Here is a 16138-nt window from a genome sequence, read left to right as displayed (position 1 = left end):
AGAGCCGGCGCATGGTAGAGGGGTGAGAGCACCTGCGACGGCGCCGTTGGCGCGCGTGCGTGGGGGGCCCGCCGTTCGCGGGAACGGGATTGAAGACATGCAGAGGGAGCGAACACCATGACCGGACGCCTGAGCGGCAAGACCGCACTGATCACCGGCGGCACGAGCGGCATCGGCGAGGCCACGGTCGAACTCTTCGTCGCGGAGGGCTGCAAGGTGATGATCGCCGGGCGCAACGCCGAGAAGGGCGAGGCGATGGCGGCCAGGCTGGGCGAGTCCGCACGCTTCGTCACCTGCGACATCACCCAGGAGGCGCAGATCAAGGCGGCCATCGAGGCGACCGTCGAGGCGTTCGGGCGACTGGACTGCCTGTTCAGCAACGCCGGCGGCCCGACGCGCGGTGGCCCCGACACGATGGAGGCCGAGGACTATCGCTACGCGATGGACCTTCTGCTGGGCAGCGTGCTGTTCGGCATCCGCCACGCCGCCCCGATCATGAAGGCGCAGGGACGTGGCGCGATCATCAACAACTCGTCCGTCGCGGCGCTCCGCGGCCACATGGGCGGCTATCTCTATTCCATCGCCAAGGCGGGAGTGAAGCGGGCGACCGAACTGGCCGGCATGGAGCTGGGCCAATACGGCATCACGGTGAACTGCATCTCGCCCGGCGCGATCGCCACGCCCATCTTCTTCGGGGGCTCGAAGGCTTCCGCCGGCCTCGATCCGGCGCACGCGGACGCCAAGATGGCCAAGCTCACCCGGAACCTGGCCAAGGCGACGCCGCTGCACCGTTCCGGACTGCCGCACGACATCGCCACCGCCGCGCTGTTCCTGGCGTCGGACGAGGGCGCCTATATCAACAGCCACGATCTGGTGGTCGACGGCGGCATGATCGCCGGAGGCCGCACCAGCTTCGAGACCACAGCGGCCGGCGCGAACGTCTGACCGGGAGGCACGCCCTCGACCGGCTTCACCCCCGCAAGCCTGGCTTTCCCGCCCGGGGCCCGGCTTGCGGCGGCGTTCTGGCCTACGCCTGCACGAGCTTCACGCGAGCGCCGCACAGGACCACGCCGCCCTCCCCGTTCAGGAGTCCGCGCGCCTCGGCCGCCGCCCGAACGGCGACCGGATCTCGGACAGCGACGTCGAAGCCCCCGACCCCCTCGCCCCGGCCGTCGGCCACGGCGACGAAGCGCAGCTCCGACCCGTCGAGGCCGATCGTCCAGGTCCCGCCATCGCGCCGACGCTCGCGTCCCAGCACCTCGGACCAGCGCGCCGACATGGCGTCGGGATCGGCGGCCTGGAGCTCGGCCCCGACGATGCCGGTCGAGACGTCGGTCCTGACGTTGTCGCGCCAATCGGGACCGCCCCAGTGCCAGCGCTCCCACGGCTCCATCGCGTCGATCGACAGGATGGCCCCGCCCACGTCCTTGGGGTGCAGGTGGGTGAAGGCCACGCCGTCGCCGTCGAACTGGTCGGCGACCCGGACTCCGGCCGCGGCCACGCGCGCCCGCGCCCCTTCCAGGTCGCGCACCTGCAGGATCACCATGTAGCCGCCGTCGCCGCCCCGCTTGTCCAGCAGCCGGCCCGCGGTCGTCCCCTCCTGCGTCGGGGCGACCACCTCCAGGAAGGTGTCGCCGACGGGCCAGACGGCATTGTGCAGCCCGTATTTCCCGACCCCGGGGTCGGCATAGTCGCCACCCAGCCCGAGAACGGCGACGATGTCGGCTCGGGCCGCCTCCAGATCCCGGCCCACCAGGGCGATCTGCCGAAGCCGCATGTCACGTCCTCCCATTTTCGCCCAGCAGACCGGCGCCGGAGGAAGGCGTCAAGGAGGACGGACGTGGCGCTCAACCCAGTCGCCACTCGCTCAGCACGACGCCCTGCGCCGTCTCGAACGCCACCCTGTCGAGCTGCGCGGCGGCCACGCAAGTCGGGCGCTGGTCGGGGCTCTCAGCGCGGCAGTGGACCACCCGCCCGTCCGAGAAGGTCGTGAAGCGGCCTTCCAGCACCAGGCGATAGCCACCGATCGGCGCGGGGGCGGGCTGGTCGCCGATCCCCCTGACCGTGAAGCTGTAGGCCCGGCCGCCACGCCGGCCCAGGCGGGATCCCCCCGGCTCGAGGACCGCCGCCAGGCCCATCGTCTGGGGCGACGTCTCGCGGGCCTGCCCGACGACGGGGTCGACCCGCACGTCCGGGCAACCCTCGGCGCGCAGCCAGGGCCGCGCGAGCCAGAAGCCTTCCACAGCCTCCAGGTCCGCCGCGGCCTCGACCAGCGCGGAATCCTTCCAGTCGGCCGGACGAAGGCGGATGTCGACGGTCCGGCGCTCGGGCCCCCACGACCAATGCGCGATCCCGTCGCCGGCCGGATCATCCGGCGACGAAGCGGACGGCTCGCCGCAGCCGAAGGCCTGGCGGACCGTGAAACGGCGGCCGGCCAGCGGCTGGCCTTCCGGGGCCCGACCCGCCGCGTGGTCCGAGGCGGCCGCCTCCATGACCGTGAGCAAATCGCCACGCCCGACGGCCGGGGGCGGCAAAGGCACGCTCGGCGTGGCGGGAGCCTGAGCCTGGGCCTGCGGGGCGGCGGGCGGCGCGGGTTCGGCGCCGCGATCGCATCCGGCCAGCATCAGCCCGACCGTGGCGAACGCGGCGCCGGCGGCGAGATGTACCGGCGAAGGCGTCTGGAACATGAGGCACCCTAACACGCTCCATCCCCCTCAGGAGGTCGACGGTGTTGTGAGTTGACCTTGGCGGTAAGGGACAGTCTGCAAGGCCCATGACCTTCGATCAAATCGCGGCGCTGGTCGTGCTCGTCGGCGTGGTCGGGCTGATGATCCACGGCCGGATGCGCGCGGACGTGGTGGCCCTGACCGGGGCGGCGATCCTGCTCCTGCTGGGGGTGGTGCGCCCTGTCGAGGTGCAGGCGGCCTTCGCCAGCCCGGCGATCATCGCCCTGGCCGGCCTCTTCGTCATCGCCTACGCGATCGAACTCTCGGGCCTGCTCGGCCTGATGATCCGCAAGGCCAGCGACGTGTCGGCCCGGATCGGCGCCCGCGGCATCTGGGCGGTGATCGGCTTCTGCGGCTCGGTGGGCGGCTTCCTCAACAACACGCCCGTGGTGGTGCTGGCCGCGCCGGTCATCCGCGATGTCGCCCAGTCCCTGGGGCTCTCGCCCAAGCGGTTCCTGATGCCGTTGAGCCACGTGACGGTCATGGGCGGCCTGCTGACCCTGATCGGCACCTCGACCAACCTTCTGGTCAACGACATGGCCCGCAACGCCGGGCAGCGGTCGTTCGGCCTCTTCGAGATCACGCCGGTGGGATTCTGCATCGCGGCGGTGGGCGGCGTCTGGCTGTACTTCGTGGGCGCGCGTCAGCTCGACGGCGTCGCCGCCATCGAGGAGGCGGAAGCCGCCCGCGCCGCCGAAGAGGCGGAAGCCCGCCGCCGGACCGTGGGACGGTTCCGGCTGCGACTGCCCTTCCGTCTGCCCCGCCTGGGCGAAGCCCGGAACCAGACGGACGGTTCGGGCGATGCGCGGTTGGGCGATGTCGAACTCTACGGCGCGGCCGACCGGCCCTTCCAGCTCAAGCCTGCGATGATCAGCCTGGGGGTCTTTGTCCTGGTGGTGGCCGCGGCAGGCCTGGGCTGGGCGCCCATCTCCGCGGCGGCTTTCGCCGGCGCCGTCGCCCTCATACTGCTCAAGGTCATCTCGCCCGACGAGGCCTACGCCGGCCTGCGCCCGGAGATCCTGCTGCTCATCGCCGGGATGGTGGTGATCGGCTCGGCCATGGAAGTGTCGGGCCTGGCCACGGCCGGCGCCGAACGGCTGATCGACATCATCCGCCCGCTCGGCCCGCTCGGCGCGCTGATCGTCATGTACGGCGTGACGCTGTTCGCCACCGAACTGTTGTCGAACGCCACGGTGGCGGTGCTGATGACGCCGATCGCCGTCGCCGTCGCGGAGAGCCTGGGCGTCGATCCGCGGCCGTTCCTGGTCACGGTGATGATGGCCGCCTCGGCCGCCTTCGCGACACCGTTCGGCTACCAGACCAACGTCCTCGTCTACAACATGGCCGGCTACACCTACATGGACTTCGTCCGCGTGGGGCTGCCCCTGAACCTGATCACCTGGGCGACCGCGATGATCGCAATCCCGGCGTTCTTCCCCTTTTGAGCCGCTATTCGCCGAAGCCGACGGCCTCGTCGGCGCGAGACCAAGGCGTCCGCCTTGGGAGGGGAGAGGAGCAGGCTGGCCTTTGCGACCTCCGCAGGCGAGAACGGGCGACGTCTAGAACACGCTCCAGCGCATCCGCGAGGCCAGCCGCTCCAGGGCCATCGTGCCGACCTGGGAGTTGCCCGCCTCGTTGAGGCCCGGCGACCAGATGGCGATGGCCGCCTGGTCCGGCACGACGGTCAGGATGCCGCCGCCGACGCCGCTCTTGCCGGGCAGGCCCACGCGGAAGGCGAAGTCGCCCGAGGCGTCGTAGTGGCCGCAGGTCATCATGATCGCGTTGATCCGCCGGGCGTGCTCGGCGCTGACCACGCGCCGGCCCGACAGCGGGTCCAGGCCCTCGGCCGCCAGGAACAATCCGGCGCGGGCGAGCTGGCGGCAGGTGATCCGGAGCGCGCACTGGTTGAAGTAGGTCTGGAGCACGTCCTCGACCGGGTGCTTCAGGTTGTCGAAGCCCCGCATGAAGTTGGCCAGCGCATAGTTGCGGAAACCAGTGGCCGCCTCCGAACGCGCCACCTCGGTGTCGATGTCCAGGTTGGGCGCCTCGGCCAGTTCGCGCAGGGTGTCGCGGATGTCGGCGACGGCGGCGTCGCAGGCCCGCCCATCCAGCACCACGTCCGTCACCACGATGGCGCCCGCGTTGATGAACGGGTTGCGCGGCACGCCCCGCTCGGCCTCGAGCTGGACGATGGAGTTGAAGCGCGACCCCGAGGGCTCGCGCCCCACCCGCGCCCACAACGCTTCGCCCTGGCGGTGCAGCGCGAGGGTGAGCGTGAACACCTTCGAGATGCTCTGGATCGAGAAGGGGACCCAGGCGTCGCCATATTCGGCCGTGCGACCGTCGCAGGTGACGACCGCCAGCCCGAACCGGCGGGCGTCGACCCGGGCGAGGGCGGGGATGTAGTCGGCCACATGCCCCGCGCCCCGATGGGCTTCCATCTCCCCGCCGACCTCGGCCACCACGTCGGCGAGGTCGGCGGGCATGGCGGACCTAGAAGCCGACCGACAGGCCGAGGGTGACGCGGCTGTCGTACAGCTTCCCGAACCGGTGGCGGTTCGTGTCGTGGTACCGCAGGTCGATGCCGATGTTGTCGGTCAGGGCGTAGCCGATCCCGGCGTTCCATGTGGTGTAGTCGCCGGGCCCGTCGAAGAGCTGGCGTCCGAGGGCGGCGCTGAGGCTCAGCTTCTCGCCGATCGAATAGCTGCCGTTGACCTCGAAGTAGGTGGCGTTGTCCACGCCGCCATAGCTGTTGGGCGAATACCAGACCGCACCGCCCAGGGTGGCGGCTCCCAGCGGGATGCTGCCCGCGACCTTGAACTCGAAATAGTCGAGGTCGGCCCCCGACGGCGCGTCGATGTAGCCGTAATAGTAGACGCCCAGGTCCATCGAGATCGCGCCCACCTGGGGCGTGAAGCCGGCATAGAGGTCGAACTCGGCGTCGGTGCTGTCGCCGAAGTCGACGTTCGAGGCCCAGGCGCCGAGATAGAACCGGTCGTCGCCGAAATCCACGCCCCCGAAGACCTGCGGGTCCTCGTCGGTCTGGCTCACCCCCCGGAAGACGTAGTCGGTCGACGCGCCCAGGTTGAAGCTGAAGGCCGGCCCCTCGCCGGCGTCGGCCGCGACAGCGGGAGCGGCCACAGCGAGTCCCGCCGCAGCGGTCAGGGCGGCCAGGGGCTTTGCGAGGCGATCAATCATGCCGAATCCTTCCGTTTCGAGCGGACAATCAGCATGCCGGACACTTAACGGAACCTTGGCGCCAAGCTCAGCCGTACAGAAGGCGCTCGACCGTGGCGCCGCGCATACAGTGGTTCGAGCTCATCGAGGCTCCGTACCCTCCGGTATGCAGCAGGGCGATCCTGTCGCCGCCCGCCAGCGGCGGCAGCGGCGCGCCCCGCGCCCAGATGTCGAGCGCCTCGTTGATGTTGCCCGCCACCGTCGTCGGCCGCCACCGGCCCGGATCGGGTTCGCGCAGCACGCAGGCCAGCGGCGCGCACGGCCGAGCGTAGTGCGCCGGTTCGGGGGCTAGGTTGAAGCCGCCCGCGACGCTGGCGAAGAGTTCGTCGCGCTTCACCTCCACGTCGGTCACCTCCAGCACCAGCAGACCGGCGTCCTTGACGAGGTAGTCGCCGGGCTCCACCGCCACGGAGAGGCCGCGCGCCGAAATCCGCCGGGCGATCACCGCGGCCCACCGCGCCAGGTCCAGTGGGGCGTCGTTCGCCTGCTGCGGCAGGCCCAGGCCGCCGCCGACGTTCACGGTCGTCACGTCGGGTGCGAGATCGAGGAACTCCAGGGCCGCCTCGACGGCCGCCTCCCAGTCGGCCAGTTCCCGGTCGAGGTAGCCGCAGCCCACGTGGAAGTGCAGCGTGGTCAGGCGCAGGCCGTGCGCCCGCGCGGCGGCGACGGCGTCCGGCCACTGCGGGCGATAGACACCGAACTTCGTCACCTCGGCGCCGGCGTAGGTGAGACGCGCGCTGCCGCCATAGCCCACGCCCCGCTCGGGGTTCACCCGCAGGCCGATGGCGCGGCCCGGCGCCCGGGCGCCGATGCGGCGGATCATGCTGACGCTGTCGCAGTTGATGTGCAGGTCCGGGTGCGCCAGCAGCCGGTCCAGGTCGCGGTCGGACACGCCCGTGCCGGTGAAGGAGATGTCCTGCGCCGCGAACCCCGCCGCAAGCGCGCGATCCATCTCGTCGGGCGAACAGATGTCGACGCCGCAGCGCCCCTGCCGCGCCATCGTCTCCAGCAAGGGAATGAAGCGGTTGGCCTTCATGGCGTAGTAGACGCGCGCCGGCCCCGGCAGCGCGCTCAGGGCGCCGGCCAGGCGATCCAGATTCTCGCCCACGCGCGGCGCGCTGTAGAGGTAGAGAGGGTCCAGGGCCTCGTCCGCCGCTGCGGCGACGTCGACGCCCGCGAACACCAGTCGCCCGTCGACATAGGCGAGATCGTCCCGCGTCCACCAGAAGGCCGGATCGGATGCCCGGCGCGCGGCCTCGCTCACGCGGCGGTTTCCGGCGCCAACCTCGCCAGGTAGGCCCGCCCGTCAGCGTCGGCGCCCTCGGCGCGGCCGGTGATCCAGCGCCGGCAGGTGAGTGCGCTGCAATGGCAGGCGAACTGGCGGAACAGCCGGTCCTCGGTCGCGGCGTAGTCGATGGTGAGGAGGTCCCCCGCGGCGATGTCCTTCAGCGCCACCATCTCGAACCGCGACATGTCGAGCCGGCAGTTGGGATCGCAGCCATGCGACAGGTAGCCGATGTAGCGCGTGCCCGAGATGTGCATGTGCTCGTTCACCTGCAGGGTGTGCTGCTTGAGCTCGGCGCCGACCACCCCCGAGAAACGGTGCACGACGTCGCCCGCGCGCCAGCCCGCGAGGCTCCGGACCCCCAGGCCGTAACCGCAGTCGGTCTCCAGGACCTCGAGCGGTTCTGCAATCTCCGTGGCCGGCCCCATGACAACCCTGAGACGATCGTTAGCCCGCGGCTCCGCGGGACGCTGAAGCTTCATCATAGGTCTTGGAGAACCGAAACAAGTTAAGATCGCCTCTTCGCGCATAGGCGGCCTCGTCCATCATCGTACGCACCAGATGGATGCCCAGGCCGCCCACCTTGCGGGCGTCCACCGAGGCGGTGGTGTCGGGCGTGTCGGCGGAGAGAGGGTCGAACGCGGCGCCGTCGTCCTGGATCTCGACCCCGATCCGCCCGTTCGCCACGTCCGCGTTAACGGTGACGCGGCGGGCGCCGCCGTGGCCGAGGACGTTCGTCACCAGTTCGTCGATCGCGATCATGACCGCATTTACGGCCGCAGGGGGCGCGCCGGATGCCTCGAGATGCGTTTCAAGCGCCGCCATGAGGGCCGGAAAGTCCGTCTTGCCGCCCGTGAGCGTATGGGAGAATCGAGCAGCCATATCGCCCACGTGGATCAGACCCGGCCAATCTAGACGGCTGGCGGAACAAGGCAAACGCTCCGATACTGGTTCCGAGGGGAGGCGCGGCGCCCATGCAGATCACCGAACAGACCCGGGACGACGTTCTGGTCGTCGCGCTGGACGGACGGCTGGATTCCAACACCTCCAGCGCGCTGGAGGCGGTGCTGCCCGCGCGCATCCAGGCGCACGAGCGCGTCGTGCTCGATCTGGCCCAGGTGCCCTATGTCAGTTCCGCCGGCCTGCGCGTGCTGCTGATCGGCGCCAAGGCGGCGCGGGCGGGCGGCAAGAAGTTCGCGCTGTCGGGGCTGACCGAATCGGTGCGCGAGGTGTTCGACATCTCGGGCTTCACCAGCATCTTCACCCTGGCGGCCGACGTGGAGGACGCCATCGCCCAGGTCGCCTGACGGCGCCGATCAGGGGCTGCCGGAATCCGCCGGGGCGTCCGCCGGCTTCGAGACCCCGGCTTTCGAGACCCCGGCCTTCGAGACCCCGGCGCGTCGGAACACGCCCTCCAGCCGGTCGGCCATCATGCGCCCCGGAAAGGCCCGGTCGCCCTCCATGACGGCGGCGTAGACGAAGCGGGTCCCCTCGATCGGGCCGGCCGCCCAGCCGACCCCGCGCGAGGCGTCGGAGACGGTGTTGCAGCTCGTCATGACCGCTCGACCGTCGCGGGCGACGCGCCGCAGGAGGTCGGCCGCCTTCAGCGATCCCGCCCCCTCGCACGACGGCAGCTCGCGCTCGCAGGCCGTATGGGTGTTGTAGCGATAGAGCTGCCGCCCGCCGCCCGCCTCGCCGATCAGGACGCAGGTGTTGGGGTCGCCCACCGCGCGCGATACGGCCGAGTCCAGCCGGTCGCGGTCCACACCGGGCGGCGCCGAGGGGGAGCAGGCCGCGACGGCCAGGACGGCCGCCGCGCCGAGGCCCACCGCTTCAGGCCGCCTGTTTGATCTCGTTGCCGTCGCCCAGCAGAACCACCGTCGGGGCATAGTTGCGCGCCTCCTCGGCCGGCAGCATCCCATAGGCGACCACGATCACCTTGTCGCCAGCCTGCACCAGGCGGGCCGCCGCGCCATTGACGCCGATCACACGCGAACCGCGTGGCGCTTCGATGGCGTAGGTGGTGAACCGCGCGCCGTTCGTGATGTTCAGAACGTCCACCTGCTCGTGCGGGAGGATGCCCGAGGCGTCCAGGAGATCGCGGTCGATGGAGATCGAGCCCTCGTAGTCGAGGTCGGCCTGGGTGACCGTGGCGCGATGCAGCTTGGCCTTCATCAGGGTGAGCAACATGGGCGTCCGACGTCCTTGCAGCTTGCCGCCCCGGGTGCAGGGCGCCGCGCATATACGCTCGGGGCCACCCGCGTTCAATGTGGCGGCGCCGCGCGATTGACGTTGCGGCAAGCGGAACAGCGCACACCTTACGGCGTACGCTTCCGCGGGCCGGCCTCTTCGCGCGGGGCGGGGCGGCAATGCCTTGCCCTCGCCGCGCCGCAGCATCGTCCTCAGCGTGCGTGGCGACGCAGGAAGGCGGTCATTTCCTCCAGCACCGGGGCTCGCCCCCGCAGCGGCCGCGACAAGGCCAGGATGATGCGAATGTGATCGACATTGGCATAGTGGCGCTCCTCCACCGTCACGCCGGCCTCGCGCAGCTTCGCCGCCAGGCGCTTTGTATTGCGTGGCCAGACCATCTCGTCGTCCAGGCCCGTGGCCAGGAAGGCGGGCGGCGAGTCCGCACGGACATGGGCCGCCGGCTGGGTCGCCGGCAGGTCGGGCGTCGCCCCGAAGATCCGCTCGGTTATGGGGCTGGCGATCGGCAGGAAGTCGTAGGGCCCGGCAAGCCCCGCGACGGCGCGGACGGCCGACGGATCGACCCCGGCGGACGCCAGCCACCGACGGTCCAGCCCCAGCATCACGGCGTTGTAGGCGCCCGCCGAATGACCGGCCAGGACGATGCGGCCCGGGTCGCCGCCATGGGCGGCGGCGTTGTCCACGGCCCAGCGGACCGCCAGGGCGCCGTCCTCCAGGAAGCCGGGATAGGTCACCTCGGGATAGATCCGGTAGTCCGCCACCACCGTCACGAAACCCCGTGCGGCCAAGGCGTGGCCGACCCAGTTGTAGTCCTGCCGGCGACCCGAATCCCACGAGCCGCCGTAGAAGAAGACCGCCACCGGCGCCGCGCCGCGAGCGTCCCGGGGCGCATAGACGTCCAGGCGCTGGCGAGGGTGCGGTCCGTAGGCCGCGCCCCGCACGCCGACGACCGAAGGGTCCTTGGGCGACAGGGTGGCGAAGAGGCCCAGCGGCGTGCAGGCGGCGGTCATCGCGCCCAGGAGGGCGGCTGGGGCGACGGCGAGCGTCAGGCGCTTGGTCACGATCGGCGGCGGCATGGGACCACCCTGAGCTACGAATCCCGGCGGCCTCGTGCAAGCACCTGCGCCACCCCGCGGGGATACGGTCCGGCCCGCGACCGGGACGCAAGCTCCGCAGCGTGGCCCTTGACGCCCGGCGCGGCGGCCTGCGGTATAAAGGTGAACAGCGATAAGGAGGACGCCCGGTGGACGGAGCGCAAGCAGGCGAAGGGTTGAAGGCCGAGGTCATGGGCGCGGTCGCGCCGGCCCTGCAGGGGCTGGTCGACCAGGGCGCGCTCTCAGGAATGGTCACCCTCGTGTGGCGCGGCGGCGAGGTGGTCCAGTCCCTGGCGATCGGCAAGCGTGACATCGGCGGCGGTCTGCCGATGGAGCGCGACACCCTGTTCCGGATCGCCTCGATGACCAAGCCGGTCACGTCGATCGCGGCCCTGATGCTGATCGAGGAAGGCAAGCTCGACCTCGACGACCCGATCACGCGCTGGATGCCCGAGTTCAAGGACATGCGCGTCCTGAAGGACCCCGCCGGTCCGCTGGACGACACCGTCCCCGCGGCGCGCGACATCACGGTCGAGGACCTCTTCACCCACCGCGCGGGCCTGGCGTACGGTTTCACCTCGATGGGGCCCATCGCGCATGCGCACGAGGCCAAGCTGGGCTCGCCGCTGGTGAATTCACTCACGCCGGACGCCTGGCTCAAGGCGCTGGGCGAACTGCCGCTCAGCTACCAGCCGGGCGAGCGTTTCCACTACAGCCACGCCACCGACGTGCTGGGCTTCCTGGTGGCGCGCATCGAGGGCAAGCCGCTGGGCGAGGTGTTGAAGGCGCGGATCTTCGATCCCCTGGGCATGTCCGACACCAGCTTCTGGCTGGCGCCCGGGAAGCGGGGCCGGCTGGCCAAGCTGTATGAGGCGAACATCGACGGCTCGCCGCTGAAGGACGTCTCCTTGTCCCACACCGACACGCCGGCGGCGTTCGAGGCCGGCGGCGGCGGCCTGATCTCCACGGCCGACGACTACCTGAAGTTCGCGCGGATGATGCTGGGCCGCGGCGAGGTGGACGGCGTGCGGCTGGTGAAGCCCGAGACCCTCGACCTGATGACCGCCAACCGGCTGAGCGAGGCCCAGCGCGAACACACGTTCCTGGGCATGCCCTTCTGGCTGAGCCAGGGCTTCGGCCTGGGCGTGTCGACGATCCTCGACGCCCAGAAGCACGAATGGATGGGCGCCGGCGCGGCGGGGGCCTTCGGCTGGCCGGGCGCCTTCGGGACGTGGTGGCAGGCCGATCCCGCCAACGACATGATCCTGGTCTACCTGATCCAGGACTCCATGCCGCTCGGCCCCGAGGCGGTGACGGCGATGCAGGGCCAGCGGCCCACGGGCCGCATCGGCGGCCCGATGTTCCAGAAGATGGTCTACGCCGCCCTCGGATAGGCGTCCTGTTCACCATGCCCGTGCGCCCCGCGTTAACCTGCGGGGGCGCACGCTCGGGCGCATGGACCCGATCTCCACCGCCCGATACGGCCTGATGGCGGCCACGCGCCGCTTCGAGGCCTCGGCCGAGCAGATCGCCGGCATGCGCAGCATGGACGGCCAGGGCAGGGACGACCAGGGCGCGGCGGACGTCGACGTGGCCGGAGAGATCGTCAACATGGTCCAGGCCAAGCACGCCTTTTCGGCCAACCTGTCGGTGATCCGCTTCGCCCAGGACATGTGGGACTCGCTGCTGCAGTTGCAGACGAGGTAGGACGGCGGCGCGGGCCGCGATCACGGCGATCACCGGATGGCGGGACACTCGCATATCGCCGCTTCCCTTCCCGCGCGGCGGCCCGTAACTGTCACGCCCCATGGATGCCGAAGTCGACGTCGCCGCCGCACCGTTCCGCGATCCCCGCTACGCGCCGCGCCGCCTGACGGTCGAGGCGCGCCCCGGCGGCGAGTTCATCCTCTCGAATCCCACGCCCTATGACGCCACGTTCCAGACGGTCACCGCCGGCCTCGCCCATTGGGCCGAGGCCGCCCCCGACCGCATCTGGCTGGCGGAACGCTCGGGCGAGGGCTGGCGCAAGGTCACCTACGGCGAGGCCTGGGAGCGCATAGGAGCCCTGGCCGGGGGCCTCCGGGGGCTGGGCGTCGTCGGCGACCGTCCGCTGCTGATCCTCGCCCGCAATCATATCGAGCACGCGCTCGTCGCCTATGCGGCCATGGGCCAGGGCCTTCCCGTGGCCCCGGTCTCGCCGCAGTACGGCCTGGCCGGCGCCAACCTCTCGCGCCTGGCCCACGCCTGCCAGGTCCTGAACCCCGCCGCCGTGTTCACCGAGGAGGCAGCCCTCTTCGCCGACGGCCTGTCGGCCGGCGTCCTGGCCGGCCTGCCGGTCATCGCCGCGGCCGGAGCCCGGCCGGGCGACATCACCCTGGACGACCTGTATCGCGGCCCGCCGACAACCCCGACGGCGCGGCCCGAGCAACACGCCAAGTATCTGCTCACCTCAGGCTCCACGGGCCTGCCCAAGGCGGTGATCAACACCCACCGGGCCATGAGCGCCAACGCCGCCCAGATCACAGCGTGCTTCGACGACCCCGACCCGCCGGTGATGGTGCATTCGGCGCCCTGGAGCCACAGTCTCGGCGCCAATGCGATCCTTCACTATTCCGCCCACAGGGGCGGCTCGCTCTACATCGACGCCGGCCAGCCCACTGCCGCCCGCTTCGGCGAGACGATCCGCAACCTGCGCGAGGTGGCGCCCACCTATCAGAACATGGTCCCCGCGGCCTGGATGCTGTTCGCCGAGGCGCTGGAGCGCGACGAGGCCCTGGCCCGGTCGTTCTTCTCGCGCGTGCGGTTGATGCAGTATGGGGGCGCCGCCCTGGGCCAGGCGACGGCCGACCGCATCCAGGCCGTGGCCGTGCGCACCATCGGCCAGCGGATCAGCTTCGGCTCGGGATACGGCGCCACCGAGACCGGCCCGACGGCCAGCAACGTCCACTGGCCCAACGCCCGCATGGGCATGATCGGCCTGCCCCTGCCGGGCACCTCGGTGCGGCTCGTGCCCGAGGCCGGCAAGCTGGAGTTCCGGGTGAAGGGGCCGCAGGTGACCGAGGGCTATCTGGGCCGCCCCGAGGCCGCCGCCTTCGACGACGAAGGCTACTATCGCATCGGCGACGCGGCGAAGTTCGTCGATCCGTCCGATCCCGAGGCCGGGCTGATCTACGACGGCCGGCTGTCGGAGAACTTCAAGCTCGCCTCGGGCACCTTCGTGATGGTGGGCGAACTTCGCATCGGCGTCATCGGCGCCATCGGCGACGCCGTCACCGACGCCGTGGTCTGCGGCGAGAACCAGGACCGCGTGGGCCTGCTGCTCTATCCCAACCCGACGATGGCCCGGCCCGACATCGAGGCCGCCGTCCGCGCCGGCGTCGCCGTCCACAATGCCCGGGCCAAGGGTTCCGGCGGCCGTGTCGCGCGCGCCCTGGTCCTGCCCGACCCGCCCAGCGCGGGCGCGGGCGAGATCACCGACAAGGGCTACATCGCCCAGAGCCTGGCGCGCACCCTCCGCGCCGACGCGGTCACGCGGCTCTTCGCCGACCCCGCCCCCCCAGACGTGATGGAGTTCGAATGAACGGCGCCGACGCCCTGATCGCGACCCTGCTGGCCAACGACGTCACGGCCTGCTTCGCCAACCCCGGCACATCCGAGATGCAGTTCGTGGCGGCCCTGGACGGCGCGCCCGCCATGCGGCCGGTCCTGTGCCAGTTCGAGGGCGTCGCCACCGGCGCGGCCGACGGCTACGGCCGCATCGCCGACAAGCCGGCCTGCACGCTGCTGCACCTGGGTCCCGGCTACGGCAACGGCGTGGCCAACCTGCACAATGCACGCCGGGCCTACACGCCCATCGTCAACGTCATCGGCGACCATGCCACCTATCACCGCCAGTACGACGCGCCGCTGAACTCCGACATCGCCACCCTTGTGGCGCCCAACTCGATCTGGGCGAAGTCCGCCGACACACCCCAGAGCGTGGCGACCCTGACCGCCGAGGCGGTGGCCGCCAGCTACGGCCCGCCGGGTGGCCCCGTCAGCCTGGTCCTGCCCGCCGACTCCGCCTGGCTGCCCGCGACCGGCGAGCCCGTCATCGCCCAGCGGCCCCAGCGGCCGGCCCCCTCCGGCCGGGCGGTCGACGACGCCGCCCGCGCCCTGAAGGCCGCGAAAAAGCCGGTCGTCCTGCTCGGCGGCCAGGCGTGCCGGGCCGAGGCCCTGAAGGCGGCCGCCCGCCTGAAGGCGGCCGGGATCGAGGTCTTCACCGACACCTTCGTGGCGCGCCAGCCGCGCGGCGCCGGCGGCTTCACGCCGCGCAAGATGCAGTACTTCGGCGAGATGGCGCTGGCCGAGCTGGAAGGCGTGGACCTGATGGTGCTGGTCGGCACGACGGTCCCGGTCGCCTTCTTCGCCTATCCCGACCGGCCCAGCGTGCTGGTCCCGGAGGGCTGCGCCACGCTGACCCTCGCCGAACGGAACGAGGACGCCGCGGCGGGCCTCGCCGCCCTCGCCGACGCCCTGGGCGCGCCGGCCGAAGGCCCGGCCCAGCCGCTCACCCTGCCCGACGCCGCGCCGACCGGCGGCCTCAACGCCTATCTCGCGGGGATCGCCATCGCCCGGCATATGCCCGAAGGCGCGATCGTCTGCGACGACGCCGTGACCTCGGGCGGCGGCGTGGCGGCGGCCACGGCGACAGCCCGGCCGCACGATCACCTGGCGCTGACCGGCGGCGCCATCGGCATCGGCCTGCCGCTGGCCATCGGGGCGGCCGTCGCCGCACCCGACCGCAAGGTGCTCAGCCTCAACGGCGACGGGGCGGCCATGTATACGGTCCAGGCCCTGTGGACGATGGCCCGCGAGAACCTCGACATCACCGTCGTGGTCTTCGCCAACCACACCTACCGCATCCTGAACGTCGAGATGGAGCGCACCGGCGCCGGTCAGGCCGGCCCGTCGGCGCGCAAGCTGCTCGACCTCGGCGAGCCCGACGTCGACTGGGTGTCGCTGGCCAAGGGGCTGGGCCTTCCGGCCGTGCGCTGCGACACCGGCGAGGCCTTCGATGCGGCGTTCGCGGGCGCCATGAACCAGCGCGGCCCCATGTTCATCGAGGCGAAGATCTAGCCGCCCTCCACCGGTTCGACCAGGAAATGACGGCCCTGGCGATCTTCGATCTCGACGACCCAGACGTCGGGATCGATACGGACGGCACGCTCGATGTAACGATCGAGGTCGGGCTCCTCGCGTGAGGCGGCGGGCTCCATCCAGACGCGCTCGCCGTCCCCGCGGGTCGCTTCGGCCAGCAGCCGCGCCGTTCCGTCCGACCGGTTCAGCACCTTGACCAGGACGGCGCCGGCCCGCGGATCGCCTTTGCGCGCCACGACGCCGAAGCCCCCGCCAAGTTCGGCGCGGCGGATCAGGGCGCCGACCCAGATGTCGGTGGAAAGCAGCATGGGCTGGAGTTAGCGCGTCCGGCGGGCGGGAGGAATTGTTAACCCCGCTCATAAAGCCGAACGAAAGGACGCTTCGTTAAGCCGCTCCATCAGACGGCCACCAAGGCCGCGCAAGGTGGTGGACGCATGACGAGCCCGCGC

At 71.3% G+C, this 16138-nt stretch carries 18 protein-coding genes; 7 read left to right on the top strand and 11 right to left on the bottom strand.

Translation table 11 applies throughout. The annotated features are described in order from the left end of the window. The first annotated feature begins 117 nt into the window (after positions 1-117). A complete protein-coding gene (locus WG212_RS05025; protein ID WP_337185969.1) occupies positions 118-945 on the top strand; it encodes an SDR family NAD(P)-dependent oxidoreductase in 828 nt (275 codons plus the stop codon). A gap of 82 nt (positions 946-1027) precedes the next feature. Here WG212_RS05025 and WG212_RS05020 read toward each other — a convergent pair whose 3' ends face one another. Both WG212_RS05020 and WG212_RS05015 read right to left on the bottom strand, forming a co-directional pair. After that, positions 1028-1777: a VOC family protein gene (locus WG212_RS05020; RefSeq protein WP_337185968.1), complete on the bottom strand. Its 750-nt coding sequence runs from the start codon at positions 1775-1777 to the stop codon at positions 1028-1030. Positions 1778-1847: 70 nt separating this feature from the next. Beyond that, positions 1848-2687, bottom strand: a complete 840-nt coding sequence (locus WG212_RS05015; protein ID WP_337185967.1) for a hypothetical protein — start codon at positions 2685-2687, stop codon at positions 1848-1850. An 86-nt stretch (positions 2688-2773) separates the two neighbouring features. Here WG212_RS05015 and WG212_RS05010 point away from each other — a divergent pair, with 86 nt between their 5' ends. Beyond that, entirely contained in the window at positions 2774-4171 is a 1398-nt protein-coding gene (locus tag WG212_RS05010) for an SLC13 family permease (RefSeq protein WP_337185966.1), read from the top strand. Between the two features lie 114 nt (positions 4172-4285). Here WG212_RS05010 and WG212_RS05005 read toward each other — a convergent pair whose 3' ends face one another. The 5 genes from WG212_RS05005 to WG212_RS04985 all read right to left on the bottom strand — a co-directional run bounded on the left by WG212_RS05005 (position 4286) and on the right by WG212_RS04985 (position 8073). Continuing rightward, a complete protein-coding gene (locus tag WG212_RS05005) occupies positions 4286-5212 on the bottom strand; it encodes a glutaminase (protein WP_337185965.1) in 927 nt (308 codons plus the stop codon). A 7-nt stretch (positions 5213-5219) separates the two neighbouring features. Continuing rightward, positions 5220-5924 (bottom strand): TorF family putative porin, encoded by a 705-nt coding sequence (locus WG212_RS05000; protein ID WP_337185964.1) that lies wholly within the window; start codon positions 5922-5924, stop codon positions 5220-5222. A 67-nt stretch (positions 5925-5991) separates the two neighbouring features. After that, a complete protein-coding gene (locus tag WG212_RS04995) occupies positions 5992-7227 on the bottom strand; it encodes a diaminopimelate decarboxylase (RefSeq protein WP_337185963.1) in 1236 nt (411 codons plus the stop codon). Then, positions 7224-7676, bottom strand: a complete 453-nt coding sequence (locus tag WG212_RS04990; RefSeq protein ID WP_337185962.1) for an SET domain-containing protein-lysine N-methyltransferase — start codon at positions 7674-7676, stop codon at positions 7224-7226. The genes WG212_RS04995 and WG212_RS04990 overlap by 4 nt, the downstream gene beginning before the upstream one ends. A gap of 19 nt (positions 7677-7695) precedes the next feature. Then, positions 7696-8073: an ATP-binding protein gene (locus WG212_RS04985; protein WP_337186063.1), complete on the bottom strand. Its 378-nt coding sequence runs from the start codon at positions 8071-8073 to the stop codon at positions 7696-7698. 149 nt (positions 8074-8222) lie between these two features. Between WG212_RS04985 and WG212_RS04980 the strand changes: the two genes are divergently transcribed. Beyond that, a complete protein-coding gene (locus tag WG212_RS04980; protein ID WP_337185961.1) occupies positions 8223-8555 on the top strand; it encodes an STAS domain-containing protein in 333 nt (110 codons plus the stop codon). Positions 8556-8564: 9 nt separating this feature from the next. On the opposite strand, the gene WG212_RS04975 is transcribed toward WG212_RS04980, so the two are convergent. The 3 genes from WG212_RS04975 to WG212_RS04965 form a co-directional block, all read right to left on the bottom strand. Continuing rightward, complete coding sequence (locus tag WG212_RS04975) at positions 8565-9077, bottom strand: hypothetical protein (RefSeq protein ID WP_337185960.1); 513 nt, start codon at positions 9075-9077, stop codon at positions 8565-8567. Between the two features lie 4 nt (positions 9078-9081). Continuing rightward, positions 9082-9438: an aspartate 1-decarboxylase gene (gene panD / locus WG212_RS04970; protein WP_337185959.1), complete on the bottom strand. Its 357-nt coding sequence runs from the start codon at positions 9436-9438 to the stop codon at positions 9082-9084. Between the two features lie 212 nt (positions 9439-9650). Next, positions 9651-10532 carry an alpha/beta hydrolase gene (locus tag WG212_RS04965; RefSeq protein WP_337185958.1) on the bottom strand — a complete coding sequence of 294 codons (882 nt, stop codon included), beginning with the start codon at positions 10530-10532 and terminating at the stop codon, positions 9651-9653. A 167-nt stretch (positions 10533-10699) separates the two neighbouring features. Between WG212_RS04965 and WG212_RS04960 the strand changes: the two genes are divergently transcribed. The 4 genes from WG212_RS04960 (at position 10700) to WG212_RS04945 (ending at position 15668) form a co-directional block, all read left to right on the top strand. Beyond that, complete coding sequence (locus tag WG212_RS04960; protein WP_337185957.1) at positions 10700-11944, top strand: serine hydrolase domain-containing protein; 1245 nt, start codon at positions 10700-10702, stop codon at positions 11942-11944. Between the two features lie 61 nt (positions 11945-12005). Continuing rightward, positions 12006-12257, top strand: coding sequence for a flagellar basal body rod C-terminal domain-containing protein (locus tag WG212_RS04955; RefSeq protein ID WP_337185956.1), 252 nt, complete (start codon positions 12006-12008; stop codon positions 12255-12257). Positions 12258-12357: 100 nt separating this feature from the next. Then, complete coding sequence (locus WG212_RS04950) at positions 12358-14130, top strand: feruloyl-CoA synthase (RefSeq protein WP_337185955.1); 1773 nt, start codon at positions 12358-12360, stop codon at positions 14128-14130. After that, positions 14127-15668, top strand: a complete 1542-nt coding sequence (locus WG212_RS04945; protein WP_337185954.1) for an acetolactate synthase large subunit — start codon at positions 14127-14129, stop codon at positions 15666-15668. Before WG212_RS04950 ends, WG212_RS04945 begins: the two co-directional genes overlap by 4 nt. Here WG212_RS04945 and WG212_RS04940 read toward each other — a convergent pair. Then, positions 15665-15997 carry a DUF1491 family protein gene (locus tag WG212_RS04940; RefSeq protein WP_337185953.1) on the bottom strand — a complete coding sequence of 111 codons (333 nt, stop codon included), beginning with the start codon at positions 15995-15997 and terminating at the stop codon, positions 15665-15667. The genes WG212_RS04945 and WG212_RS04940 overlap by 4 nt on opposite strands. Positions 15998-16138 lie beyond the last annotated feature (141 nt).

The sequence above is a fragment of the Phenylobacterium sp. genome, from assembly GCF_037189685.1.
Lineage (GTDB): Bacteria > Pseudomonadota > Alphaproteobacteria > Caulobacterales > Caulobacteraceae > Phenylobacterium.
This window is presented reverse-complemented; position numbering and strand designations above follow the sequence as displayed.

Excerpts from the sequence above, each read along its gene's own strand:
- WG212_RS05025 (WP_337185969.1), top strand. The coding sequence starts at position 118 with ATGACCGGACGCCTGAGCGGCAAGACCGCACTGATCACCGGCGGCACG.
- WG212_RS05020 (WP_337185968.1), bottom strand. The coding sequence starts at position 1,777 with ATGCGGCTTCGGCAGATCGCCCTGGTGGGCCGGGATCTGGAGGCGGCC.
- WG212_RS05015 (WP_337185967.1), bottom strand. The coding sequence starts at position 2,687 with ATGTTCCAGACGCCTTCGCCGGTACATCTCGCCGCCGGCGCCGCGTTC.
- WG212_RS05010 (WP_337185966.1), top strand. The coding sequence starts at position 2,774 with ATGACCTTCGATCAAATCGCGGCGCTGGTCGTGCTCGTCGGCGTGGTC.
- WG212_RS05005 (WP_337185965.1), bottom strand. The coding sequence starts at position 5,212 with ATGCCCGCCGACCTCGCCGACGTGGTGGCCGAGGTCGGCGGGGAGATG.
- WG212_RS05000 (WP_337185964.1), bottom strand. The coding sequence starts at position 5,924 with ATGATTGATCGCCTCGCAAAGCCCCTGGCCGCCCTGACCGCTGCGGCG.
- WG212_RS04990 (WP_337185962.1), bottom strand. The coding sequence starts at position 7,676 with ATGGGGCCGGCCACGGAGATTGCAGAACCGCTCGAGGTCCTGGAGACC.
- WG212_RS04985 (WP_337186063.1), bottom strand. The coding sequence starts at position 8,073 with ATGGCGGCGCTTGAAACGCATCTCGAGGCATCCGGCGCGCCCCCTGCG.
- WG212_RS04980 (WP_337185961.1), top strand. The coding sequence starts at position 8,223 with ATGCAGATCACCGAACAGACCCGGGACGACGTTCTGGTCGTCGCGCTG.
- panD (WP_337185959.1), bottom strand. The coding sequence starts at position 9,438 with ATGTTGCTCACCCTGATGAAGGCCAAGCTGCATCGCGCCACGGTCACC.
- WG212_RS04965 (WP_337185958.1), bottom strand. The coding sequence starts at position 10,532 with ATGCCGCCGCCGATCGTGACCAAGCGCCTGACGCTCGCCGTCGCCCCA.
- WG212_RS04955 (WP_337185956.1), top strand. The coding sequence starts at position 12,006 with ATGGACCCGATCTCCACCGCCCGATACGGCCTGATGGCGGCCACGCGC.
- WG212_RS04950 (WP_337185955.1), top strand. The coding sequence starts at position 12,358 with ATGGATGCCGAAGTCGACGTCGCCGCCGCACCGTTCCGCGATCCCCGC.
- WG212_RS04945 (WP_337185954.1), top strand. The coding sequence starts at position 14,127 with ATGAACGGCGCCGACGCCCTGATCGCGACCCTGCTGGCCAACGACGTC.
- WG212_RS04940 (WP_337185953.1), bottom strand. The coding sequence starts at position 15,997 with ATGCTGCTTTCCACCGACATCTGGGTCGGCGCCCTGATCCGCCGCGCC.